Source organism: Allorhizobium sp. DMC15 (genome assembly GCF_056314065.1).
Map to the genome: position 1 here is coordinate 636,272 of NZ_JBQUZB010000002.1, position 25,199 is coordinate 661,470.

Sequence of the window (25,199 nt, forward strand, 5' to 3'; positions counted from 1 at the left end):
TGGATCAGACCATGCTGAAGAACCTTTCTGTCAGCGCCAAGGGCTTCATCGCCTTCGGCATTTTGGCGACCATCGCCATCGCATCATCGACCTTCATCTACAACCGCGCGGTGGAAGCCAATCACCAGGTAGCGGAAACCGAGCTTGTCAACCAACTGGTCGACACGATCAATGAATTCTCTGCCGATCTGTCTGTCACCGACACGCATCTGAAGACCTTCCTGCTGACCGGCAACCGGGAATATTCGGCTGAAGCGGACAAGGGTGTCGCCGAGATGAAGAGCGACATGGCCGCCATCGAAAAGATGTTCACCGAATCGGCGCCGTCGGAGCTTCCCAAGCTGAAGGACGCGTTCATTGCGGTCACCGACTGGACGAGCAAGGTTGTCGAACGCCAGATCCTCCTGATGCGCGACCCGCAGACGGTCGAACTCGCCCGCGCCATTGAGGTCACGGGTGAAGGTGCGCGTTACGTCGGCGTGATCGAGAAGAAACTGGCTGAGGTACAGACCGCGATGGCGGCCCGAGCACAGGCGGCCAATGCAACGCAGCATGCGGCCCTGGACATCGTCCAGGGCGTCAGCCTGATCGCCTCGCTCGTCGTCGGCGCGGCCGCCGTCCTCATGGGCTTCCTGAACTTCCAGCTGGTCTCCCGTCCGCTCGGCAAACTGACAGATGTCACGTCGCGCCTCGCCAACGGCGATCTGGATGTCGTCATCGAACAGGGTGGCAAGGACGAAATCGGCCGCATGGCAGGCTCCATGCAGATCTTCCGCGAGGCCGCCATTGCCAACAAGCGCCTGGAAGAGGAAGCCGAAACCAACCGCCAGAGGGCGGAGGCAAACCGCATTGCCGACCAGCAGCGCGCAGAAGCCGATGCGGCAGAGCGCCTGCGTATCGCAACATCCGGCCTCGCCGGCGGCCTGAAGCGGCTTGCAGCCGGCGATCTGGCCTTCCAGATCACCGAGGCTTTCGCGCCAGACTTTGAATCCCTGCGCCACGACTTCAACCAGTCGGTCCGCCAGCTGAACGAGACCATGGCAGGCATCACCAACAGCGTGGCAACCATGGAGACCGGCACCCGCGAGATCGCCTCGGGAACCGATCACCTGTCGAAGCGCACCGAGCAGCAGGCCGCAGCTCTTGAAGAGACAGCCGCTGCAGTCGAGGAGATTACCGCAAACGTGGTGAACTCGACAAAGCGTACCGAAGAAGCCCGCGGTGTTGCCTCCCAGGCCAACGCATCGGCAAACCAGTCCTCGGAAGTTGTCGCTCGCGCTGAAGAGGCCATGCGCCGGATTGAAGGATCTTCGCAGCAGATCTCGAACATCATCGGCGTCATTGACGAAATCGCCTTCCAGACCAACCTGCTCGCCCTCAACGCCGGCGTCGAAGCTGCCCGCGCAGGGGAAGCCGGCAAGGGCTTTGCCGTCGTCGCTCAGGAAGTCCGCGAACTCGCCCAGCGTTCGGCAAACGCCGCAAAGGAAATCAAGGCGCTCATCCAGAACTCCTCGACGGAAGTCGCCGGCGGCGTCGATCTCGTTCGCAAGACAGGCGAGGCGCTGCGCACCATTGGCGGCTTCATCAGCGAGATGAACACGCATATGGATGCCATCGCGATTTCGGCCAAGGAACAGGCGACCGGCCTTTCGGAAGTCAACCACGCCGTTAACGCCATGGACCAGACGACCCAGCAGAACGCCGCAATGGTCGAGGAATCGAACGCTGCCTCCGGCGCACTCGCTGCCGAAGCCGCCAAGCTGCGCGACCTGATCTCGCACTTCCAGATCGACGGCGTCCAGACGGCCCAAGCCGGCGCTCTGCGTGATACAGCGCGTGCCATGGCTCGCCCGAGCCACCCCGCCGCAATGCCGGCGCCCTCGCGCCCAAGCCAACCGACGCGCGCCGCAGCCCCTGCCCCGCGCTCACACGGCAATGCCGCGGTCGCTCAGGACAGCTGGGAAGAGTTCTGAGAACAAGCGGCTTAGCAGCAGTCTGCACTGAAATACGACGACAAGAGGCGGAGGACACCCTCCGCCTCTTGTCGTTTTCATACCGCCCGCCCGACGATACTTGGCTTCCGATTCTCTAACGGGTCTTGCAATAAACCTCTGATATCCCGATGTTAGCGCCATGATCGTGGTCGCATGCGACCGTTTTGGGGAGGGATGCACGTCATGCTCGCAGGTCCGGATATCGTCGTCATCGCGCTGGTGGCGCTTGTCGTTCTCGTTCTTTTCGCCGGCATCAAGACAGTGCCTCAGGGCTATCGTTACACGATCGAGCGTTTCGGACGCTACACGCGGACGCTGGAGCCGGGCCTCAACCTCATCGTTCCCTTCATCGAGCGCATCGGCGCGAAGATGAACGTCATGGAGCAGGTCCTCGACGTCCCCACACAGGAAGTGATCACCAAGGACAACGCATCTGTCTCGGCCGATGCGGTAGCATTCTACCAGGTTCTCAATGCAGCCGAAGCCGCCTATCAGGTGGCCAATCTGGAGAATGCGATCCTGAACCTCACCATGACCAACATTCGCTCTGTCATGGGCTCCATGGACCTCGACGAACTCCTGTCCAACCGCGAAGTAATCAATGACCGGCTGCTGAAGGTGGTCGATGAAGCCGTGCGTCCTTGGGGCATCAAGGTCACCCGTGTTGAGATCAAGGACATTCAGCCCCCCGCCGACCTCGTGGATGCGATGGGTCGACAGATGAAGGCCGAGCGCGAGAAACGCGCCCAGGTGCTGGAGGCCGAAGGCTTCCGCAATGCCCAGATCCTCAGGGCAGAAGGCGCAAAACAATCGGCAATCCTGGAGGCCGAAGGTCAGCGCGAAGCCGCCTATCGCGAGGCAGAAGCGCGCGAACGCCTCGCCGAAGCCGAAGCCAAGGCGACCCGCGCCGTCTCGGAGGCCATCGCCGCCGGGGATGTCAACGCGATCAACTACTTCGTCGCACAGAAATACACAGAGGCCCTGGCAGCCATTGGCACAGCCGGCAACTCCAAGATCGTCCTCATGCCGATGGAAGCCTCCGCCCTGATCGGTTCGCTCGGCGGGATCGGCGCGATCGCCCGTGAAGTCTTCGGCGATCAGCCGCCCGCGCGCCCTGCAGCACCTGCCGCCGCACCGCGTGTCACGACACCAGCTCGCACAACGCCCGCCGTCAATCCCTTCGGCCCCTCCAGCGAGACATGACGATGGCGGCCCGCATCATAACCGAACTCGGCCCATGGAGTTGGTGGGTTCTAGGGATGCTGCTGCTCGCGGCCGAACTGCTGATGCCCGGCGTCTTCCTTGTCTGGATCGGGCTCGCCGCACTGGGGACCGGTGCGCTCTCCCTGCTCCTGTGGGATTTCGCCGTCTGGACATGGCAGGTGCAGGCGCTGTTCTTCGCCGCGGCTGCCGTCCTCTTCACGCTCATTGGCCGCCGCCATTTCGGCCGCACAGATATCGGCAGTGACGAACCGCTGCTCAACCAGCGCGGCGCAAGCCTTGTCGGGCGCACGGCAACCCTTGCCGAACCGATCCGCGAAGGTCGCGGCCGCATCCGCCTCGACGACACCATATGGATCGTCTCCGGCCCCGATCTGCCTGCTGGCACACAGGTCCGCGTCATCGCGAGCAACGGCCGTGATTTGACGGTTGAACAGGTCTGATGCGCCGCTATCTTGAAACCACGATAATCCATGGCATAGTTCGCCCATGAGCATTAAACTCGACATCACCGCCGATCTTGCTGCCCGCATTGATGCACTCGCGGCCAGGTCGAACCTGTCGGCTTCCGACATCGTGCGGGATGCCCTTGAGAACGGTCGTTCCATCGAATGGCAGGAACGCTTTCTGGAAAAAGTGGCCGCAGCCGCTGAGGAAGCTGATCGAGGCGCTTTTGCGGATCCGCAGGAAATTGAGCGGGTCTTGAATAAATACCGGCCAGCATGATGATGGAGGTCACCTGGACCCTGCGGGCTCTGGGAGATCTCGAAGCGATCGAGGATTATATAGCCGTCGAAAGCCCACGCGCTGCCTATCAGGTCGCATTGAAAACATGGTCAAGAACCAACGATCTTCTCGGCCAAAACCCGCAGATTGGGCGGCGAGGACGGGCTGTCGGCACTCGGGAGCTCGTCGTCGTCGGCACCCCCTACTTCGTGGTCTACCGAATTTCCGATCAGGTGGAGATACTCGCGGTCGTCCATGGAGCGCGGGATTGGCCCGGGGACGCATAAGGGTACCCCTCAGGCAACGCCGATCCGCAGCAAATCGTGGAAGTGAATGAGACCGATCGGATGATCGTGATCGTCGACCACCATCAAAGCGCCAATGCCGAGCTTGTTGATCATCGCCGCCGCCGTGGTCGCCAGCGCATCGCCCTTGATCACCTTGGGATTGCGGGTCATCACGTCCTCGACGGAAAGCACCGAGAGATCGCGTGCGAGATTGCGGGCCATGTCGCCTTCGGTGACGATCCCACAGAGCCTGCCCTCGCCATCAACCACCCCCACACAGCCGAAGCGCTTGTGGGACAGGGTCTTGACTGCATACGGCATGGACGTGCCGAGGGGAACCAGCGGCACGCGATCACCTGTATGCATGATGTCGCGCACATGCGTGAGCGCCGCCCCGAGCTTTCCGCCGGGATGGAATGTCCGGAAGTCCGAGGGCGAAAAGCCCCGTGCCTCCAATAGAGCGATTGCGATGGCATCGCCGATCGCGAGCTGCAGCACGGCGGAAGAGGTCGGCGCCAATCCGTGCGGACAGGCTTCCGTGACCTTCGGCATCAGGAGCACGACATCGGCATTGCGGGCCAGGGTGGAAGTCTCACCGGAAGTGATTGCGATAAGCGGAATCGAGAACCGACGAGAGTAATTGAGGATACCCTGCAATTCTACCGTCTCGCCCCCCCAGGAAATGGCAAGGATGGCATCGTCCTGCGCGATCATTCCGAGATCGCCGTGATTGGCCTCGGCCGGATGGACGAAGAAGGCGGGCGTACCGGTCGAAGCGAAGGTCGCAGCAATCTTCGAACCGATATGACCGCTCTTGCCGACGCCCGTGACAATGACACGCCCGCTGATGTCGCCGATCGTCTTCACGGCATGACCGAAAGGTACGGCAAGGGGTCCGGCCAATGCATCTTCCAGCACCTGCAAGCCCTCCCGCTCGGTCGCGACGACCCGGATCGCAGATTGGGTGGCACTGGCTTCGACGAGATTGACGGCGCGCTTGATCATGGCCGTCCTTACTGCGTTTGACGGACGCTGTAAATCAGCCGCCCTGCATGCCACTCCGCGAAACCAAACATTAACCACCAGGCTTTTGTCTAATGTTGTTTTACATACACAGGTCTCCAGCAAGCGTTTTTTAAGCGCAACGTGCTTGGATGCGATCGAGGTGTATGATGACAATTTTTCCAATCAAGCCAAAGGCGTACTCTTACATTCGCATGAGTACCGAGAAACAGATCTCGGGCGATAGCCTTCGGCGTCAGTTGCAAGCGAGCAGGGAATATGCGGCTGAACATGGTTTGGATCTCGATGACAGCCTTCGGGATATAGGCGTTTCCGCATTCACGGGTGAAAACGCACAGACTGGTAAACTGGCAAAGTTCCATGAACTGGTCCAAACTGGGCAAGTTGCCAAAGGAAGTTATCTGATCATTGAAAGCCTGGATCGCTTGAGCCGTCAAAACGTACTCGAAGCGTTGCCGAGGTTTTTGGCCTTGATCAATGCGGGCATCATCGTCGTTACCCTCGCTGACCGTCAGGTTTATTCAGAGGAAAAGATCAAAGACAGCCCATTCCAGTTGATGGGTAGTTTGATCGTTATGATCCGTGCGAACGAGGAAAGCGAAACAAAGAGCAAACGTATCCGCGAAGCAATGATGCGGAAACGTGAAGCCGCAATGAAGGGCGAGAACCGATACAACATCAACCTTCCCACATGGATTGATGCGACAAAGCAGCCAGATGGCACGATCCGTTACGACCTGAACGAACATGCTGAAACCGTTCGTTTGATCTACGAGTTGGCCGCTGATGGATTGGGCCAAATGGAAATCTGCCGAATATTACATCGGAGGGAGGTGCCGGTTTTCCGCAAGGCGCAACGCGGATGGCATCAATCAACGGTATCGCACTTGCTGAACACCGAAACCGTTGTCGGTACGTTGCAGGTTCGCGAGTTTCGCAATGGCGCATATCACAATGCAGGACCGCCACAGCGAAACTTCTTCCCTGCTGCCGTGGAAACCGATCTCTACTGGAAAGCGATCAAGGCCAAACGTGCTCGACCAAATCGAGGACGTAAAGGTGAAAAGATGGCCAATCTTTTTCAAGGATTGGTTTCCTGTGCTGTCTGCCATGGTCCGATGACGCTTTATCACGGTCGTGATAAGGAGCGGAATTGCTACCTGCGTTGCTATAACAGAATGCGGACGCACAAGCGGTACGACGATCAGCCAAAGCAATTTCAGTGCACCAACGGCAAGGGCATCAACTACCCCATGTTCGAGCAGCAAATGCTCGACCTGATCCCTGAATTCAAACTTCATGAGGCGTTTCGACAAGGAGAGAAACCAGCCGACATAAACGCCATGGCTACCCGTCTAATTGATCTCCAATACGAACGGGAGGAGGTCGAAAAGAAGATGCTCACGCTGGTCACAGAACTCAGTGAAGCACCCCAAGCGGCACGTCAGGCTTTTCGTGACAAGATCAGCGAAAATGCAAAACTGCTGGAGCAGTTGGATCGAGAACGCGATGAATTGGAAAACCTCCGGATTAACGCGCTCGCGCAGCAAAACCCTCAAACAGACGTAGAGGCCGAGATAGAGCAGGAACGCGCTGCATGGGCTTCTATGGACCAGGAAAACCTATTCCGATCGAGAACCCGTGTACATTCCGCGCTTAAGCGGTTTGTGACGATGATCAGTTTTGATCCCGTGGCCAAAGAACACTTAGTCGTAATCGGCGGTGGCATCCGGGCGTTCAAGGTTAGAGACGGCAAACTCACACAGGTGTTCGATGCTATGGAAAGCGGCATGATCAACGATCACCCCGGTAGTCTGCGCGCCGAGCACTTTGCGACGGATCTGAGAGACGCGACCGATCGAGCAGAGCGTGTACTCGCTGTTGAACAAATCATGCAGGCACCTCTAAAACGAGTTGTCACCGAAAACCCACGGCTTAAAGATCCCGACGTTCAAGCGATCAAGGCCAAACGCCGGGCTGCAATTACGTCTTGATGCAGTAGAGCAGTGCGATGTTGCGCGGACGAGTTTCCGTCCCGCCAGTCGCATCAATACTGAGCGTGTGCGAGTGCGCGCCTGCGCTGCTTGTGCTGTTGTTGCGCGGCGTATTGCTATTGTTGCCTGTGTCTGGATTGTTTGTGCCAGCGCCGTTGTTACCATACGACGTAAATGTGTGCGTGTGCGCTCCAGTGGTGTTGGTTGTACCGGTGTGGCTATGGCTAGCAAATTCGTGCGTCTGGGCAGAACCGAAAGCACGGGAACTGTCCACACCACGACCATCGTCCCACCCGCGAACAAACTCACCGCGCAGATTTGGGAGGTTGAAGGTGGTTGACCCGTCCCCCGCCCCGAATGTAGTGCCGATCGCAGCAAACAACGCCGCATATGTTGCGCGAGAAACCGCCGCGCCGTTGGCCTTCAACCAACCTGTTGGTGCGTTCGACATTGCGAATGCCATAACGGCACCCGATGGAACTGGAGCAGTGATATCAGCGGAATTGGCTTTACCATCCAATGCAGTCTGCAACCCCACCACGGCGCTAATCGGATGGGTATGCGTGTTGAGCGAACTCTGCAGGGAAGTGAGAGCCGTTTGGGTCGCCGTGGAGATCGGCTTATTCAAATCAGAAGTGTTATCAACGTTGCTGATGCCGAGTGTAGCGCGATTGCTTGCAACTGCTGCCGACCCGCTGCCAACAATTCCGTCACCTGTGAAAAGCAAACGGAATGCAGCACCATCATACGCGACACTGGTGATCTGATTTGCACCAATTTTACCCGCCGCAAGGGTCGAACCGTCTGATGCCAGAATGGCTTTAGAGCCAAGCCCGTTTATGTTGAGTGTAGCCGCACCGGTATTGGAATGATTTGCCCAAAATGCGAAAATTTCGCCTTTTCGATAGCCTGTGGGCGCGACATCATATTCTAAGGCGTATGCATTAGCCGAACCCGTTGCCGAATAGATGGCATTCTGTCGGACATACCAACGTTTGACGCCACCCATGATGTTTCTGAGGATCGGCGCGATCGAGTTGGGGAGGTAACCACCTTGCACGCCATCCGGCGCGGGACTGGTGTTGTTGTTATCCTCTTCTGTCCACTTGTTATCAATAATATCAACCATTTAAAATCACCGCTTATTGTTTTGTTATCGGGTGCGCCTCGTGTTTATGAGGCCCTATTCTTCTTCCTCATTTGGGAAGCCACTCTCTTCGAGATAACTTTCAACGGCTTCTAGAAGCGCTCTTCCCTCGACCGTGGGCGCCGATGCGCGAACCATTCTGCGCAACAATCCCACGTGCTCATTGATCCCGTTCCGGGTCATTTGCGCTTGAGGGATTCCAGTCATCCATCGAACAACTTCTGGATTGGTCAAAAGCCGATCCATGTATGCGTTTCGCATTCTTCGACCTGCGATCGCTGCTCCACCCGTTGCGGCATTCAGCAGCAAACGAGTGCCTTGATCGACAAAATCATCCTGGGGCTTTGCACGTGTTTTCAACGCATTCTGGCGAATGTCTACGATACGAGCCAAACGATCCAAGTCCTTACGATACCCTTGGCGTGTCGTTCCGGCGAACATCGCATCCTTGGCTTCCGGAGCGATCTTGTTCCACTCGGTCATAAAGCGCTTGGGGCTGAATGCTTCGGCACCATCAGCGGAAAGCGTTGTGCCCATGCGTTGTAGATATGAAGCGGTCATTTGATCCCACTCCGCGCGACCTCCAACCTTTTCGATCTGTTCGCGTGCAGCAGCCAATCTACTTCCACCGTCACGGATCTTCGCGGTCAGGAACTTGTATGCGCTTTCCCCATCCTGAGCCTTCGCAATACCCTTGATCGCGGATCTTGGGCTGTCTGGTCCATAAAGCGACGCGTTGAATGCATCGGCTTCTCGCCAAGCCTTATAAGCGTCATCACCAGCACCGTTGGCCGTTTCGGCCATGTCCTTGGTCACACTTTCATAGAGCGACTTCATACGGGTGGCCAAAAAGGGGTCGGTGTTCTTGTCGAATGCGAGTTTTCCTATGGTGCTGCGCATGGCCTGCGCATCCGAGAACGACAGGCCCTTTCCAAGATCCGATGATGCGGCCTTTGCCTGTTCGATCACATCATCCAGTAGGCCACCCTTGTTCAGTTTCGCACTGCTTCCAAGGTTCTTCTTTTCCGCGTTGAGCGTTTCCAGCAGCGTTTTCGTGTTGGAATTTGTGGTCGCAGGCTTGGCACCTACCAGGCTGTCTACCTGCTTATAGAGGGCATCACGCTGCGCGTTTATCGCTTGGTTGGCCTCGTCGGCTTTGCCAATCAGGCCTTCACCCACGCTTTGCACGGTTGTCGGTTTGAGCGCTGGGTTTGTGCTCGATGCAAGTCCTGTTGTAATCCGGTCGAACTCGCGACCTACGTTGTCATCGATTCCCTGGGCGGCTTGAGCCAGTCGAGACTGCGGGAAGTCGCGAACCATGGTTGCTTCGCGCACCAAGGCTTGTGGGTTCTGCGTAATCATTCCTACGGTTGGACTGATACCTGCGTCTGCGAAATCTTGGGCACGACCAACCGCAGCGGCTGCATCATCGGCTTTTCCCGCGAGAGCCTTCTGAATGGGACGAGCAGCAAGAGATGCACCCTTTATTGCGGCTCGACCTACGCCCTCACCCGCTGCACCCATGGCGAAATCGACAGCCTTGTCCTTAGCGTACTCACTAAGTGTTCGGGTGTCGTCGTTACCAAAGCCCCAGTTGATCACTCTCTGAACTAAGTCTCTGCCTGCTGCTGCACCGGTTCCTGCACCGGCGATAGCGCCGCCAACGGTACCAACGGCTGTGCCCACGACTGGTACTGCCGAACCCACCGCGCCACCACCTGCCGCACCTCCAACACTGCCGACAACACCACCGACGATTTCACCGGCAAAGGGTGTGAGTTCTGCGAAATCTCCGGCATCAGGTATCCAACCGGGTTGGTTCATCAGCATTACCTCGCCGTTTTCCGGGTTGGTCATGATGAAATTGCCGTCTTCGTAGGGCTGTGCATCCGGGTAGTATTTTCGGAGGGCTGCGAGTTTGTCCTCGGGCTTTTCGAGGCCGCTGAGTTCCAAGCGGACGGCAGCGGGGGCCGAGTAGTTGACGTTGATCTGCTCGGGGTCCAGGGCCTTCACCTTGAGTGAAGCCTCATCGTCGAGTGCATCCTCGAATTCGCCCCAAACATCATCTTCGGGTGCGTCTTCGAAGTCGGCCCAGATGTCCTTCTTTTTCAGGTTAAGTCGCGGTTGCATCATGCTCTCCCAATTCCACCGAGGCCACCAAGGCCACCCCTGCGGGCGAGCATCAATTTCTTGAGTAGTTCCTCATCAATCTGTGTGTTTGCTGTTCCCATGGCACCGGCCATCAACGGACCAGACATCCCTCCCATCGGCGTGGGCTTGTGCTCCTGGACCTGAATGGGTCCCGTGCTTGCTCGGCGGGCCTGGGCAGCCTGTGCCGTTTGATGCATCTGCTGGTTCATGTTGTCGGCTTGCTTGGCCATCAACTCGGCAAAGCCGCTCATCGCGCTCAGGCCCTTGTTGGTTTCAATACCGAGGATCTTATCGGGAACACTGATGCCCAATTTGGCGAGCAAACCCTCGCTTTCGGGTTTGCCAACTGTGACTGAGCCGGAAGCACCTGCACCGGTTCCAGCCCCCGCCGAACCTGCGGCTGCGATCGAGGGAGAACTACCTGTTTCCAATCTGCCGCTGGTGCCAGTTGCTTGCGCCAACTGTTCGGGAGACATTCCCAGGATTGTGCCAGCGTACTTCAAGCGGTTGCCATAGCCGTGACCGCCGGTTGGGTTGTCAGCAGACCAGCCTGCGGGACGTTCAAAGCCGATGATCGCTTGTGTGGCACCGGCCACGTCTTCGGCAGCCATCAAACGCTCGTAAGCACTGCGCTCCGGCCCCTGTAACTCGTGCATGACATAGTCGAGTTGCGTGTCGAGATCGCTGACGTCTGTGCCGCGCTCTTTTGCGAATTGGTGCAAGCCTCTGGCTCGACCGCCATTCCACTGCGCGACACCAATACTGTCGGAACCATCGCTACCGTCACCGGGATTTCTTGCTCCCGTATTTAGGCTGCTTTCCTGCATCAGATTGCCAACGATACCAGCGGCCTGATGCGGCTTTAGTTTCCACTTATCCATGTAATAGCGATATGCGTATTGAGCATTCTCGTTTAATGCCACCCATTCACCTCGCCCCATTTTCGGGGTTCTTATTGCTTTTCAAAATTCGGATTACGCTTTTTGCGACCATCCGGCGTTGTGAAAAACTCGACATCTCTTGGAAGTTTGTATGCGTCCTCGGGACTATTTACCTGAGGGATGCTTTTTGGTTGCTCTCCCGTTCCTCCAATTCGAGCGCCACCTAAAACGCGAACCGGACCTTCTGCGGGCTGCTCTCCGAATTGCTCTGAAGGCTTGCCCCCGGCCTTTTCAAATTCTTTGAAACGCGCGTATGGATTTGGCAGTGCTTCAATCTGCTTGTCTGCTTCCTGCCAGGTGATCTCACCCATCTGAGCGCGACGAGCGATTTCAGCGGCATCAATCTTGTTTTTGGAAATCGCCTGCCAAGTGTAGTTGATGATCTCGTTGCCCTCAGGCGTATTGCCGATGTTTGGAAGGGCGTTGAGGAACATCTTCACGTCTAGGTCAGACGAAGAACCTGAACCCGCCGGACGCATCTGCGGAGCGAGGCGATCCGTGATGGATTTGAATGCCTGTGCGGCATCAAGACCGTCAATCTCAACGCCCAACATTTCAGCCCATGGCCCCAACGTAGTCATGATCTCTGCGCCCTTGCCGCTCTTTACCTGACGGCCAAGATCAGCAAGCATTTGCATGTCGCCGATCATTTGCGTGGCTCTTGCACCATCAGCGACTATCTGATTGTGACGCTCGGCGGCTAAGGTGTCGTTCTTTTCCCCATATTTGCTGCCGTTTACGCCAGTATCCACGTTGACCTGCGTTGAACCAGCCTTCTTGTTTTCACGAACCCATGTCGTGAAATCCAACGGCTCTCCGCCAGCGTCTGTGGTTTGTTTGACGTAGAGATTGTACTCGCGGATGTCGTCGGTTTGACGCTGGCTTTCCTCACCAGCGACGCGGCCAGCAGCCTTGATCTGCTCGGTGGTTCCAAGCCCTTCATTGTACCCCGGAGCAGCGACCATGCTTCCGCTTTCATCGATCAACATACCGTTGTCGGCGGCTTCCTTTTGCAGCGCTTGGATCATACCCAAGGTATCACGGGCACCGGCGTCATCACCTGTTCGCACTTGAAAAGCCAAGATCTGCTTGAGTTCCGCGATCGAGTACGGATTGTTCGAACCATTCGCCCCCAGGCCAGTCAGCAATTGCTCCTGCATTTGAGAGCGAGCACGCTCGGCGGCTCTCGCACCAGCGTCTTTATTGAATGCATCGTTTGCAGTTGTGCCCGCTGCAACGCCCTGCCCCAAAACACTGAGGAAGTTTGTCGGGTCTCGGCTTGGACCACCAGCGACCATCATTGCAGCGCCCATCGGCAGCAGCGTTGCTCTGCGCTCGGCCATTGCTTCCTCCGAAGTATCAAACAGACGCCCAAGCAGGTTAGGACGCGTTTCCTCTGCGGGCTGCGCTGCGGGTGCTTGCGCAACTGGAACGCTGGTAGGCTGCTCTGGACGTGCCTGTGGCACTGCGATAGCCGCTTGTCCCTCGCGAATACGCTTTAAAAATTCTTCCAAAAAATCCACTGCCATTATGCGGCCTCCGAGTATCTGTGAGTGACGATAAACTTCGCACCCGCGATCTCGACGACGGCATCCGGCATGACGGCCTCAACATCTTGCGCGAGAGGGCCAACGTGGATCTGATTGTCGTTGTCGTGCTTGTAGGACCATTCGTAAATCGGAATGCCTCCAACACCGAATTCGACTAGTCGATGAATGCGCTTGGCTCTCTTGTCGGAAAGGAGCAGACCAAGAACCGATGTGAGGCCACCGAGGATTTGGCCGCCCGTGTTCGAATAGACAGGGGTGGTTGTGTTCGAGTATCCGCCACCGTTGAGCACGTTTGCGAAGTTGGCCAAGTTTGTGAGGCCCTTCTGCTGTTCCTGGTCGAACAGTGCGATTTGGTTGTTGAGAACGTTCTGTGCGCGATCGTCCTGCTGCTGACCAACACCAGCGAGCACCTGACTTGGTAGCAAACCGTTCTGATATTGATCGCCTGCCATACCAGCAGCCGACAACTGCGTCTGTTGCTGTTGGTTTTGTCCTGCGTTGAGAGAGTTTGCGGCGTCTGACTTCACTGCCGCATTACTAAAGGCGTTGGCCGTAGCCTGATTGAAAGCGTTGCTCTGCCCCTGCAGGCCGGTGAAAACGTTGGCGATGTCCTGGTTGTACTGGTTCGCATACATATCTGTTGCCACCTTGCTCATCGCATCGGCAGCAGTTCTGCTGGCCCCGTTGATCAGGCTTGCAGAGGCATTCGATCCCAAGCGACCGACACCAGCGGCTTGTCCCTGGATCGTCGGGAGCGTCGTGCTGCCCAATTGGTCTGCGATCTTTGCGGTAGCGTTGTTCACGCTGGCATCAAGCCAGGGGTTCTTTCCAACCATCGACCCCGACGCAAATGCCCCATAGCCAGAAGCGGATGGGTCAGTTGCGTAGGAAACACCACCGAGAAGGCTTCGAAGCGCGTTGTTGCCGGCTTGGTCTGTTGATGCACCCGAAGCAATCCCGCTGGTAGCGTTCTGGGCATTCGTTAGCAGTTGAGAGTTCGAAGGGTTTGTCGCGTAGGTGACCTGTTGCTGCTGCGCTTGCTGCGTGGCGGCTGATTGATCCGCGACTGTTGGTCCCGACCAGGTTTCCGGAGCACCCTGCTTTATAAGTTTGTCGTACTGGCTGTAGACGCCCTTGAGATACGACTGAGAACCATCCCAGGGCTCAACCTTTTGCGTTGTTTCTTTTGGTGTACTCGCCATGCTTACAACTTCCTATAAAAAATGCCTTCGCCTTCTCCTTGCTGCTCAGCAATCTCAAAACCGAATTCCCTAATTAAAAATCTTGCCCAAGACGACCGGCCAATTCCGATCAGGCCATCACAATTGAACTGCAAGGCATGTTCTCGTATCGGATCAAATCCCATACGGATGTCATTGAGGGCTTTGCCCTTATTGCCACCAATCAAATACAAGCAGCAAACCTTGTGATCGCGCCATTCAGTGAGAGCCGTCACACAAGCGGCATTCTCCCCTACCCAAAGCAGTAAGTCTCGCTCGATCAACCCTTTGATGATCGATCTAAAATTGATGCCATCTTTGTTATGTTGGTGTGCGGCGATCAACCAAGGCAGACAGCGAACGAATTCACTCTCAAAGTCTTCTGACCTGTCAATTCGCTTTATCGCCATCAAACCTTCATCAAAACGTATCCGAACTTTCTGTTCGTGTTGCTGTTATCTGCATGGCTGATCGTAAATGACCCACCAGTTGCCGTTGCGTATGTTGAAGAAATTTCGCTCGCTGCATCCGACGTTTGCGCAGACAGAATGATCACCGTTTCCGCTGTGCATTTGGCATTCTCAACTACCGTCGTTGAATGGCCTGCCCTTAACGTCACGCTTCCCGTGTTGTTGGAAATCTGACGCAGTATCCAGTCGATCAGCGTTTTGAGTTGCGCGGTGTTTGTTACGTCTCTTACATACATGCGTTATTTATCGAGAACCCGCTGGATCAGCGTCAATTTGAACGCTCATCACTTTGGTCCAACCTCCTGAAAGGCTTATTCTAATTCGGTGGAAACGATCGCATTCCCGGACGTATGCGGTCTGTGTTTCTGGGTGTAGATCCGCCCTGTTGCTCCAGGCGACCGGCTCTTTACTAGTTGAACGATGCCCTACACGAACACGAGCAATCCCACTGTCTCCGTGGAAAAGCGGACGGATCTTTCGGACTATGGCGCGATCCGCGGAAATCGTCGGGTCCGCTGCTTTCATCATAGAGGCAAGCATGACCTCGCCGGTCTCGATCACTGCAGGTAGCGTCGGGCCGCCAAAAACGTAGATCGCCCCACTGACATCCATGGCCCAAAGCATGGCGTTACCGCCTGCCCAAATTGGACTATCAAGACTTGCAGGGATCGCGTCGATTGATCCGAAAATGTCGAGTTGGTCGATAGTCCACGGTAAACTCAGGGCGTTGAAAACAAAGTTTGCTGATGCTTCGGCATGGGACCAGTCGCCGATCACATAGTTATAGACCAGCAATCGGTCGGGAACGCCGTCCACGGCATCCTTGGTCATGTAGGCCCAGTAAATGAGTTTGCTTCTTGGATCTGTGGCCACGGTCATTTGCGAATACTGGCTGGTATCCGCGCCATTGAGAAAGAACTGGTCGATCTTGCCAACGCCAATGGGCGTGGTTTGACCGGTGTTGCCATTCATCACGTAGAAGCCGTCGTCGCTAATAAAGTAGGTGTTGCCCTCGACAGTGATTACGCTTTGCGGGACTGCGCAGCCCTTGGAGTTTGGGACAGGATCGAACTGGAACCAGAACGGAAAGCCGACAAAGGTCATCTTCACGATGCCCTTCTGCATAAGCAGCCAACCGGCTTCACCACCGACAATGCCCTGCATAGAGCCGTAGCCGTAGACGTCTTGGAAATCGGCACCCGTGGACTGAGAAAACTCCCAACTCAGAGGCAAGCCAAGGCCGGACCAGCGCACTCGAAACGGCACTGCGCCATCGAGTTCATCGTAGGTGTTGCCGACGACGATATAATCTTTGACCGTGGCAATATGACGGGCTTTGACCAGTGTGGTCACATCGCCGAACTGCAGGTCGAGATCCTTGTTGATGAACTGCATCTCGTCGTTGAAGTTCGTGAAGAAGACCGCGTTTCCATACTCGGTGCTGTTCCAGTTTTCCCCCTGCCCCGTAGAATAGCCGCTTGGACGTGAAACATCCCGCCAAGCACGATCGGCGGGATCAACTTTGTAGAGTTTTGCAGCACTGCCCCCGTAGACCTTGGCATTGCCAAGAGTGTCAAAACCGATGGCTGTGCCTAGCGGTCGGCTTTCCATGGCGGTGGCCGAATACAAAGTCGCCGCGCTCATGGGTTGGTATGTGACTGCACCCTGTCCAGCACCAAATCCAGGCACCACATTGAATGCGGTGGTCAGGCCCGGATTATTCAACTCTGGTAGGTCGGGAAGCCATGAGCGCAATGGAAGTTCGATCTGCATTAGTGGAACCCTCCGGGGAAGATCACAAACTGGTTGCTGATCTGAGTTGCTCTCTTGTGGTCGTCGGCAATAACGCCGAGCACCATGGCCACCTGTGCTTTTGCGGCGGCTTCTGCCTCCTTGTTTCCGCGCCAGTTGAAGCCCTGCGCGAGGGCCGCATGGAGGTAAAGGTTTGGGAAACGGCTCAAGAGCCAGTTCGATGGCTGTGTGACAGACAAAGCGCTCGGACGTGCATAGTAGTCGAGTTCAATCTGTCGGCTTTCATTAACGGCTGGGACAAACACATAGGTATCACCGGCTTGGAAATAGCCGACCTCACCCGCTTTTAGCGTGGCTCCGTGACGGCTTACTGGTGTTACTGGCTTACCATCTACATAAACGCGGATCGCTTCCTGAAAATCCTCGGGCAGCGTGATGGCATTGTCGGTGGTTGCGAGAACCACGGACTTTTCTGCCTTGAAATGTTTGACGTAGGGCGTGAACTCGGCCTCGGCCAGCGAAACGAAGAGATCGATCGGATCGCTTGTGCTGAGTTCCGGGGTAAAATTCACGATAGCCGCTTTGAGGTCGTCGAAGTTTGAGATGGCCATGGTTACAGCCTCAAACTGTTCGTGCGGAACTTGCGGTAGTCGGCATCATTGAGACGGCGCTTCAACGCGTCGTCGTCCTCGGTAATCCCATGCTTTGCCCACTCGTGATAAACGCCCAGCGGAATGCTCGCGACACGCTCCATGTCTCCGAGTTTTTGGTTTTTGCTGAAACTGTTTGCGAGTTCGGCGTTGGCATCCAGGGTCGCCTGAAAACCCTTGTATTCGGTCGTGATGTACATGAGGTCGCCATCACGGGTGACCCAAACGGTCTTTTGCGGATCATCGATTAGGACGTAGGTGCCGTGCGTTACGAGATCGCCAATCTGAAATTCTTCATGAAACACTGATCGCCTCTTGTTGTTTTTGTTATTGGGCGCATTGCAAAAATGGGGAGCATTTCGCTCCCCATTCAGTCTCGGATTAAGCCGCTGCAACGTCGCGGATTACGCCGTTACCGGCCTCGTTCAAGCACTCCAGCGTGAACTCTTCCACGATCTCCATCTTCTCGCTGTTACCGGTCTTGGCGAGGTCGTACTTTTCGATCCCACCGAGAACAGCCTTGTTCCAAAGTGACTTGTCGAGGAAATAGACGCTTGTGGTAGGCATGTAGCGGTGAGGAATGATCTTGTGGGTACCAAAGTTGGACACGTAGATGTCCGCGTTCGCGTAGATCGTGCCAGCATCAACCGCTTGGTGTTGAGTTGCGCGACCACTAAAGCCCGAGATCGCAGCCTTCAGGTCGCCTGGTGCGAACACGAGCGTTGGATCGCCACCCTGCTCCCAAACGCTTTGTGCCATGTCCTTGAACATGTCTTCTGTGAGAACTCGGTTTGTGCCTGGTGTTGGAGCAGCGACGATACCATTGCTGAAACCGCCAGCAGCGCCAGTTGCACCTGCGTCAACGTTAGTTTCGAGCCATGCACCAATACCGGCGAGTTTGCGTGTGCCGGAAGCAACCGAAGCGTTGTCGGAGGTGATTGCTGCTTCCTCGTCTCGCTTTAGTTCCAGCATCGCCTTTGCGATCTGACGAGACTTTTCCTTCTTGGCACCAGCAGTGTTGACCTTCTCGAGAGTGCTCGCCACGGTGATCTGCTTGGAAAAGATCTGTGTCCAGTTACCAACGCGTTCTGGTCCAGTGTTGTTGGCAGCAGGAGCGTCAGAACCCTCAGCGCGGGCATTGTCGGCGTTTGGCGCAGCGAGGGTGTCTTTTAGGGTTTCGTGATAAGTGTTGTATGCTTTGACCGTGCCGATCGAGGAAAGAACTGGTGTTTCCTTTGGCGTGATATCGCTGATTAGATCGCCAAGGTCTTCTCTGACGTGCTTGACGTCGGTTGTCTTCAATGTGGCCATTATTGGCTTCTCCTTATAGAATATATTTGCTGATAAAATCGGCGGCATCATTGATGCTGCCTGACTTCTTCAAACGATTTCTGTCCTTTGCATAAGATTGGGTTTCAACTGCCTGCTTGGACGTTGTCGTTCCAGGCATTGTGAGCGCAGGCTTATTTTCCAACTTCTTGATCACTTCCGGGACTTTTTGCTGAACCTTCTCCAACTTGTAGAGACGGTAAACCACGTCCATGATGCGACTGTCGGCAATGCCTTCGATCTCGTCACGCTTGAAGCCATTATCTAGGAGATACTGACCAATTTCCGACAGCAACGCTGGTGCCTTTTTGGCATCCGCGAATTCGGAGTGTTTGGTTGCAAGTTCTTCATAGGCTTGGGCTTGAGCGAGTTTGATCTGCTCTTGCTGCCATTGGGCTTTCTTTTCGTTACTCAAGCGTTCAAGTTCGTAAAGTTCACGTACCTTGGCCTGCTTGCGCTCCCATTCGTGCTTCTGCCGCGTAAACTCCGAGGGGTCGTGCGCGAGGAGATCATCCCAATTGGGTTCTTGAAAAGAAAACTCACGTGCAATGCTTTTCTTGATGTCAAGAATTTCAGCATCCACTTTTGTACGAAGTTCATCAAAGTTTACTTGCTCGACCTTATAGCGCTCCAAGTGAGCCTTTTTGTCAGAAGCGAGTTCCTGAGTTTTCTTCGTATAATCGGATTGACGTAGATAACCCAGTTGGGCTTCCTTGCGTGTGACCTGCTTTCCGTCGACTTCGAAAACAATCTCATCATCGCTTGGATTAGCCTCTTCGGCTTCTTCCGTACTTTCCTCAACCTCATCGGCTTCTAAGTTTTTATCGACTTCCTCGGAGGCCTCTTCGGCTTGTTCCGTGTCGATTTCTTCCACTTCCAATTCGGTTGTTGAAACCTCTTCGGTTTCGATATCAGCATCTACTTCTGCGGTTGCTCCAATCTCGGAGTCCAATAGTTTTTCGATACGTTCTGCGGCTTCATTGACTGTAAGACCAGTTCCCTCGATGGGATTATTGGCGAGTTCCATGAATTCTCCATAATGTTGTTTTTGTTCAACTATTTATGGAGATCGCTTCAATCTTGGCGCCTTTAGACGTCCAAGTTCATGCCTTGCTTGCTGAGTTCGAACTCGGCGTCATTGGCATATCGCTGGACGAACACGATCAGCGTTTCCAGCGCATTCACGCATTTGAAAAGATCCTCTCGCTTTTCAGTTTCATTGATGTTCGTGCGCACGAACTGCTCGAAGATGTCCTTGCGAACTTCATCGGCTAGGAACTTGAATTCGTGATTAGCCAATAGGTTTTTGGCGGCTTGGCCGCGCAATAAGAGATCTCGGTTCATTATGCTTGTCCTTGCTGGGCTGTGGGCATTTGCGGCACCGCACGAGCCGCTTGCTCGGCCTGGTGAATTTCAGCCAGCCGGTTCATTCCCTCTTTCTGTTGGTCGATTGTGGCCATGGCCAAATCCACGTCGTTGCGCGATGCAGCCTGTTCCTGTTGCAGACGAGCCAAGTCGAGTTCAGTGCCATACTTGGCAGCGATTTCAGCGGCCTTGAGCCACTTTTCCTGGGCCATTCGATCGCGCTCGATATCGTTGGTGACAATCAGTTTGCGCATCTCAAAATCGCGCTCGGCGGCATCCGACTGCGCTCGCAATTGGGCCTTGGTCTGCTCGATCTGGATAAGTCCCAAGGTATCCGCGCTTGGCTGCGGCGGCTTGGCGTTGGCCTGCTCCTGCTGAACCTTCTGCTGCCACTCCTCCTTGGTGAGATAAAACTCGTATGGGTTCGTAAACCCGGCATTTTCAGCGATCTTGGTCAGCGTGTTTATGATCTTGTCCGGGGTGACAATTCCCATCTGCATCGCTTGCATCTGCTGGGCTAGGATCTGGTTGAGAGCAGCCGCGTTGAAGTCCTTGTTCATGACCCCAAACGAGATGTTGGCGGTCACATCCATATCTGGATCCCAGTCATCAACCTGGATGGGAACATAGGTGTCGGTAAGACGGGCGATAAACGCCTCTGCGTCTTCGGCGTTGGAAACCAGCGCGTCGATGATCAATTTGACCAGATAGGCATAACCAGTTTCTGCAAACCACCGGCAGATGCGCTCCATGAACGTCTGGCTGGCATTCGCACGTTGACTTGTGGCAGTGGCGGTCGAGTTTTGCAGATCGCTCGCATTGAGGGCGATCATGTTGGGACCAACACCCGTTGCGAAGTCCAGTTTACCTGACACGCTTTGGATAACGCTTAGGGCATTGCCGCCTGAAAATGCTGGCTGGTTATAAGAGATGCCGCCGGTTGGATCTTCCGAACGAACCACCGCGCCCGGATATAGGTTGAGCACGTCATTGGGGTTCGTGACGTTCGGATTGATGATCTTGATGGGATTGGAATGCTGCGCGAGGTTGTCAAACACATAGCGCATCATCTTACTGATATACGCTTGCTCGGGTCCGATACGGTCGAAAATGCCCTGACCGAAAAGCGTGTTCGGCGTCGGAAATGGGCAGAAGGCCGCATAAGGATAGAACTTGCTGACTTCCTGATAGCCCAACAGGATGGGCTTGCTTTCCAGCCCACCGCCAATGGTGATGCGATAGTGACGAGCCTTTTTGTCTTCGATCGCCATTCGCGTGTAGATTTCATAAATCAACACGTCATCATGAACGTCACCAACGCCCTGGCTGTAGTCGATAACTTCGCTGCGCTCATGAGCGAGTTCGCTTTCGTCGTCATCGTTGGCTGATGGCAATTGCGCGACCTTGGCCTTATCAAAACCCAGATCGATCAACTCGCCACGACTGATAACGCGCTTGTGGCCTTGGAGGCTGGCTCGGATACCACCGGTTTGCTGATTGAACTTGGCATCCTTGGAAACGATGAAATCCTCGGGAGCCAAGTTCTCGATGTTTAGTTCGATCTGCTTTTTGTTCCGGCGGATTTTAACGTCTCTCACCATCGGCAAGAGGCTTTCCGCGAGGATTGCCATTTGCGGCATCATACCTGCCTGGTTCGCGGATAGTTTGGCCTGATATGGCTCGCCAACCTCCACGATCTCGATGTGGCCGGCTTCTTCGTCCTCGTAGATCTCGACCAGCGCTTGGTCTGTGACACCCTTGACCAACTGCGGTAGCGATTGCTCGGTATAGGAATTGAACGAAACCATGGTCACGCCGAGACCGGTCTGAAACGCATTGGTCAGCCAGGGCTGCAAAAAGCCCACGTGCTTGTTTTTCTGGCGGAGAACGAAATTGACAACATGCGTCATCTGCTTGGCCAGCGCTGCGTCTCCGGGGCTCGACGTATTGGGTTGGAACGAGACAGGCTCGCGCTGACTGTCGAAAACTCGGATTACCGTGCTTACCGACCAATCAACGGCGCTTTGCACCTCGTTGCTGACATACTTGGAGCGGCCTTGGATCTGCTCATCACCAGCCATCGGCTTTCGCATATATGTGCGAAACGCTTCAGCCTGTCGTTGTGCGATATTGGTGTCAGAGATACCTACGGCTTCTTGTAACGCCTTTGAAATTCTGCTGCATAGTGCGGCTTCATCTATTTTCTTTTTGACTTCCTTCGCCATTGCACCTTTCGGAGCGGTTGATCCGCCCTTCTCATTTCTCTTCTATTTCAGTATTTATTCGTGATGCCGATTTCTCCGCTTATTCAAAAACTCGGAGATCCATCTGCACTAATGGCTTGCTCCAACTGAATTTTCCGAAATATCGACTTTCTTCCGCTGCAAACGTCAGACACAAAGCGTCGGCATAATCCGGCGACATTTTCAGCCGCTTTTTCATTTCATTCTTGCCCTCGACCTTGATAGCGCCGCGATTATCGTAGGCGTAGGTTGGGGCTTTGAGTTCACGGATCAGAGGAACGCAAAACGGGATGGAAACCGCTTCAGTAGCAAACCACTCCCTGACCTCCCACCAAAGTTGATCGCGCAGTTTCGCGTACTTGTCGTTGCCCTTGACGTCCCTACCCTTTGTGGGTTGGCTTTGCGTGGCAACCGCTTTGACCGGCAGACCAAAGTCGGAGAGATTGTCAGCGACACCGCGTCCGAGGCCGTTCGCGTCAACGGAGATAATCACCCGTTTGCGTTCAGCAGGCGTCAGCGCTTGAAACTGGTCGCGTATCACATAGGACAGTTGTGTGGTCGTCAGTCCGCGATACTCGTGAACGTCGATGATCTTGTTGTCGTGACGCTTGACGATCACTGATCGATCTCGGCCAGGACCGGCGGGGTCAACGCCCCAATGGATCGGCCTTAGATCGCTAGGCACGGCGTCTTCACGCTCTACCGCTGCATCGATGAGATAAGCGGGGATCAGACCGTCATCATCGCTGGATGGGAAATCGCCTTCAACGTGGATGATGTAATCGTTGGATGACTTGCCTCCGCGCTGCTTGGCTTCCATCTCCAAGTCGTCCTCGGTGACCCTTGGATTATCGGCCATTCTGCCGTGAACCTTGACCCAATGCGGGCTGATATCCTCATCGTTCCAGGTGTCCCAGAAATACCCGCTGGTAGTGTTGGGGTTGGAGATCAGGATCAGTTTGGGGTTAGGGTCCGATGTGAGGTGGTTCTGTAGAGCGCCCTTTAGGATCTCGTCGGAAACACCAGTGGCCTCGTCCACAACGATAAAGTTGTTGTCGGCGTGAATACCGCGTGATGCCGCCACGTTGTCTTTGCTGGCGAGACGAAACTCCGCATAGCAGTTCGACGGTGCAGTCTTTCGGCTAATCTTGGTAGCCGTAACGTCCCAGGCGTTTTTGAACTCCTCGGGCATTCGCTCCCAAAGGCTGTGCATTTCGTTCCAAACGCCGCTCTTCAACTGCGCTTCGCTGGGACCGAAGATCGAGCACTTGACGCGATCGTGGCAGAACAAACTCCACCAAACAAAGATCGCGAGGATATGGGTTTTGCCGAAACCTACGCCACCCTTAAAGGTAACGCGCTTGCTGCGCATCGCAGCGTTTGCAAACTCAACCTGCTTGGGTCTGAGAACGCTTTCGAAAACATCGAATGCGAAAGCGCTTATATCGTTTCGATACTCATCGAGCAAACTCTCGATAAGTTCCAATTGCTCCTTTTGAGAAACCATCGAAAATACACCGGTAATTGAAATCCGGGGTATTTATCGAAGGCGCTTGTTTTGACTGTTTAAACGCAAAATGCCCGCACTTGGCGGGCCTTTTCTGTCATTCAACCTGGATACTACTTCTTCGCCTTAGCCTTGGGCTTTGGCTGATAGTCACGGATTTCCTTCTGGAAATCGTCATCAGTTTTGGCCAACTCGACCAAACCTTCGACGATTTCTTTCACCTCTTCGAGGGAAGCAGCCTTGAAGCGCTTTGTCGTGTCCCCGTTGAACGGATAAGCCGTGCGGCCAACCTTGATCTCATATTGACCGTTTTCCACTTCACGGAACCAATCACGCTGAGCGACGATCTTCGTGGATGCATCCTTTGCGATCAACTTCTCGATGATCTTGATCTGCTCAACTCCGCTTTCGATCAACGCGGTTACGCGATCGGCAGAACCAACCTTCTTTTTCGAAGGCTCCATGAATTTTGCGAGCAACTTCTTTCTGACGGCTTCGTTCTTGGCCATGCGTGTTCTCCATATTACGAGGCGTTTGATGCGAGTTTTGCAACGTTCCGATTAAATAAAGGGTAAACCCAATTTAATCGATTTCAAGGCAACCAATGAAACTACGCTTAGACATCGCGAACGGCTACCTTAATGGCCGCATCAAAGAAATTCGATTGCACAATCCGCTGATCTCTCAATCCGACGCGATCAATCAGTTCATCCAAGAACGATATGTCCCCTGGATTGCTGCGAACATGCCGCAAGCCCAAGACAACTATTCGATCCTCAACGTTGCCGAGCAGTCCTTTGAGGTCGAATTCACATACGAGGATGATGCGCTGGAGTTTCGCAAACGTATCGGCGGCAGAGTTGTCGAGGAGACCTAATGAGAAAGAAGCGTGAACTAACGGAAGAGGAAAAGGCCAAACTCAAGCGACAAGGGTTCAAGAAAGGCCAAAGCGGCAACCCCAAGGGCAGACCACCCATGCCGCAGGAACTCAAGACCAAGGCCGCTTACATGGCCCCCGAAATGCTGGACAACCTTTATGACCTGGCCAACAACAGCACCAACGAGATGGTCCGCTTGAAAGCGTCGGAAACGATCCTCGCGCTCAATGTGAGTAAAGCCGCACAGGAGCAAAAGGTGGACGTTGATGTGCGGGTGGAGGTCAGCGACTTGCTGGCTCGCGTCAATCGACGCCGCAACGTGATCGAGGGTAATATCGTACACTCCCCCATTCTGGCGCTCCCTAAAGGTGGGCTCGACTAATCTTCACTCAAAGTGAAGACTAGTCCAAACCCTCAACCGAGCGTAGCGTCTGCTAAACTTTTATTTAAAGTCAAATCGAATGCAGACATCGATTTTTCTTCACTCGTAAGTGAAGTTAATATATTGTTATTGAACACTTTTTTTGATTTATTCACTTGACGGGCACGAAGATTGTGCTACATCTGAACTCGTCGAATGACTTGTTGTTTGACCGTTCTTTGAATTCGTCATTTTCGCGTCCAAGTAGTTTTGACGCCAGTTTCAGCCGTTCGAACCGGCAGCGGTTTTGCCGTGGGCATTAGGGTGCCATGTGCTGGTGGATTTGAACCTTGGTTCACCTCACTCACAAGTGAGCAGTCTGCTGCGGAG

25 protein-coding genes are annotated in these 25,199 nt (G+C 54.9%); 8 read left to right on the forward strand and 17 right to left on the reverse strand.

Annotation, left to right across the window (positions count from 1 at the left end; translation table 11 throughout):
- Positions 1-11: 11 nt before the first annotated feature.
- The 5 genes from ACT53S_RS11660 to ACT53S_RS11680 all read left to right on the forward strand — a co-directional run bounded on the left by ACT53S_RS11660 (position 12) and on the right by ACT53S_RS11680 (position 4,228).
- Complete coding sequence (locus ACT53S_RS11660) at positions 12-1,973, forward strand: methyl-accepting chemotaxis protein (protein ID WP_476067082.1); 1,962 nt, start codon at positions 12-14, stop codon at positions 1,971-1,973.
- 195 nt (positions 1,974-2,168) lie between these two features.
- On the forward strand, positions 2,169-3,197 hold the full coding sequence (locus ACT53S_RS11665; protein WP_476067083.1) for an SPFH domain-containing protein: 1,029 nt from the start codon (positions 2,169-2,171) through the stop codon (positions 3,195-3,197).
- A 2-nt stretch (positions 3,198-3,199) separates the two neighbouring features.
- Positions 3,200-3,658: an NfeD family protein gene (locus ACT53S_RS11670; protein ID WP_476067084.1), complete on the forward strand. Its 459-nt coding sequence runs from the start codon at positions 3,200-3,202 to the stop codon at positions 3,656-3,658.
- Between the two features lie 46 nt (positions 3,659-3,704).
- Positions 3,705-3,941, forward strand: coding sequence for a ribbon-helix-helix protein, CopG family (locus ACT53S_RS11675; protein WP_142071711.1), 237 nt, complete (start codon positions 3,705-3,707; stop codon positions 3,939-3,941).
- A complete protein-coding gene (locus tag ACT53S_RS11680; protein WP_476067085.1) occupies positions 3,941-4,228 on the forward strand; it encodes a type II toxin-antitoxin system RelE/ParE family toxin in 288 nt (95 codons plus the stop codon). Before ACT53S_RS11675 ends, ACT53S_RS11680 begins: the two co-directional genes overlap by 1 nt.
- Before the next feature lie 9 nt (positions 4,229-4,237).
- Here the strand turns inward: ACT53S_RS11680 and ACT53S_RS11685 are convergent, their stop codons facing one another.
- The gene (locus ACT53S_RS11685) at positions 4,238-5,233 is read right to left on the reverse strand and encodes a KpsF/GutQ family sugar-phosphate isomerase (protein ID WP_476067086.1); all 996 of its coding nucleotides are present in this window, start codon (positions 5,231-5,233) and stop codon (positions 4,238-4,240) included.
- Between the two features lie 167 nt (positions 5,234-5,400).
- On the opposite strand from ACT53S_RS11685, the gene ACT53S_RS11690 reads away from it, so the two are divergent.
- Positions 5,401-7,245 carry a recombinase family protein gene (locus tag ACT53S_RS11690; RefSeq protein WP_476067087.1) on the forward strand — a complete coding sequence of 615 codons (1,845 nt, stop codon included), beginning with the start codon at positions 5,401-5,403 and terminating at the stop codon, positions 7,243-7,245.
- Here ACT53S_RS11690 and ACT53S_RS11695 read toward each other — a convergent pair.
- From ACT53S_RS11695 to ACT53S_RS11770, 16 genes are all read right to left on the reverse strand, one after another.
- A complete protein-coding gene (locus ACT53S_RS11695; protein ID WP_476067088.1) occupies positions 7,235-8,374 on the reverse strand; it encodes a phage tail protein in 1,140 nt (379 codons plus the stop codon). The two genes, ACT53S_RS11690 and ACT53S_RS11695, sit on opposite strands and share 11 nt — an antisense overlap.
- Positions 8,375-8,428: 54 nt before the next feature.
- Positions 8,429-10,522, reverse strand: a complete 2,094-nt coding sequence (locus ACT53S_RS11700) for a hypothetical protein (protein WP_476067089.1) — start codon at positions 10,520-10,522, stop codon at positions 8,429-8,431.
- Positions 10,522-11,466, reverse strand: coding sequence for a phage tail tip lysozyme (locus ACT53S_RS11705; RefSeq protein WP_476067090.1), 945 nt, complete (start codon positions 11,464-11,466; stop codon positions 10,522-10,524). Before ACT53S_RS11705 ends, ACT53S_RS11700 begins: the two co-directional genes overlap by 1 nt.
- A 29-nt stretch (positions 11,467-11,495) precedes the next feature.
- Positions 11,496-13,013, reverse strand: a complete 1,518-nt coding sequence (locus ACT53S_RS11710; RefSeq protein WP_476067091.1) for a hypothetical protein — start codon at positions 13,011-13,013, stop codon at positions 11,496-11,498.
- On the reverse strand, positions 13,013-14,236 hold the full coding sequence (locus ACT53S_RS11715) for a tail fiber domain-containing protein (RefSeq protein ID WP_476067092.1): 1,224 nt from the start codon (positions 14,234-14,236) through the stop codon (positions 13,013-13,015). The genes ACT53S_RS11710 and ACT53S_RS11715 overlap by 1 nt, the downstream gene beginning before the upstream one ends.
- Positions 14,237-14,238: 2 nt before the next feature.
- Positions 14,239-14,664, reverse strand: coding sequence for a hypothetical protein (locus ACT53S_RS11720; RefSeq protein WP_476067093.1), 426 nt, complete (start codon positions 14,662-14,664; stop codon positions 14,239-14,241).
- Entirely contained in the window at positions 14,664-14,960 is a 297-nt protein-coding gene (locus tag ACT53S_RS11725) for a hypothetical protein (RefSeq protein ID WP_476067094.1), read from the reverse strand. The genes ACT53S_RS11720 and ACT53S_RS11725 overlap by 1 nt, the downstream gene beginning before the upstream one ends.
- 7 nt (positions 14,961-14,967) lie before the next feature.
- Positions 14,968-16,497 (reverse strand): hypothetical protein, encoded by a 1,530-nt coding sequence (locus ACT53S_RS11730; RefSeq protein WP_476067095.1) that lies wholly within the window; start codon positions 16,495-16,497, stop codon positions 14,968-14,970.
- Positions 16,497-17,087 (reverse strand): phage adaptor protein, encoded by a 591-nt coding sequence (locus ACT53S_RS11735; RefSeq protein ID WP_476067096.1) that lies wholly within the window; start codon positions 17,085-17,087, stop codon positions 16,497-16,499. Before ACT53S_RS11735 ends, ACT53S_RS11730 begins: the two co-directional genes overlap by 1 nt.
- A gap of 2 nt (positions 17,088-17,089) precedes the next feature.
- Positions 17,090-17,431 (reverse strand): hypothetical protein, encoded by a 342-nt coding sequence (locus ACT53S_RS11740; protein WP_476067097.1) that lies wholly within the window; start codon positions 17,429-17,431, stop codon positions 17,090-17,092.
- A gap of 76 nt (positions 17,432-17,507) precedes the next feature.
- Entirely contained in the window at positions 17,508-18,437 is a 930-nt protein-coding gene (locus ACT53S_RS11745; protein ID WP_476067098.1) for an SU10 major capsid protein, read from the reverse strand.
- 13 nt (positions 18,438-18,450) lie between these two features.
- Positions 18,451-19,482, reverse strand: coding sequence for a hypothetical protein (locus ACT53S_RS11750; RefSeq protein WP_476067099.1), 1,032 nt, complete (start codon positions 19,480-19,482; stop codon positions 18,451-18,453).
- 62 nt (positions 19,483-19,544) lie between these two features.
- On the reverse strand, positions 19,545-19,799 hold the full coding sequence (locus ACT53S_RS11755; protein WP_476067100.1) for a hypothetical protein: 255 nt from the start codon (positions 19,797-19,799) through the stop codon (positions 19,545-19,547).
- Positions 19,799-22,045 (reverse strand): portal protein, encoded by a 2,247-nt coding sequence (locus tag ACT53S_RS11760; protein WP_476067101.1) that lies wholly within the window; start codon positions 22,043-22,045, stop codon positions 19,799-19,801. Before ACT53S_RS11760 ends, ACT53S_RS11755 begins: the two co-directional genes overlap by 1 nt.
- A 79-nt stretch (positions 22,046-22,124) precedes the next feature.
- The gene (locus tag ACT53S_RS11765; RefSeq protein WP_476067102.1) at positions 22,125-23,570 is read right to left on the reverse strand and encodes a hypothetical protein; all 1,446 of its coding nucleotides are present in this window, start codon (positions 23,568-23,570) and stop codon (positions 22,125-22,127) included.
- 113 nt (positions 23,571-23,683) lie between these two features.
- Positions 23,684-24,079, reverse strand: coding sequence for a hypothetical protein (locus ACT53S_RS11770; protein ID WP_476067103.1), 396 nt, complete (start codon positions 24,077-24,079; stop codon positions 23,684-23,686).
- A gap of 95 nt (positions 24,080-24,174) precedes the next feature.
- On the opposite strand from ACT53S_RS11770, the gene ACT53S_RS11775 reads away from it, so the two are divergent.
- Both ACT53S_RS11775 and ACT53S_RS11780 read left to right on the forward strand, forming a co-directional pair.
- Complete coding sequence (locus tag ACT53S_RS11775; protein WP_476067104.1) at positions 24,175-24,447, forward strand: hypothetical protein; 273 nt, start codon at positions 24,175-24,177, stop codon at positions 24,445-24,447.
- A complete protein-coding gene (locus ACT53S_RS11780) occupies positions 24,447-24,830 on the forward strand; it encodes a DUF5681 domain-containing protein (protein ID WP_476067105.1) in 384 nt (127 codons plus the stop codon). The genes ACT53S_RS11775 and ACT53S_RS11780 overlap by 1 nt, the downstream gene beginning before the upstream one ends.
- The last annotated feature ends 369 nt before the right edge of the window (positions 24,831-25,199 follow it).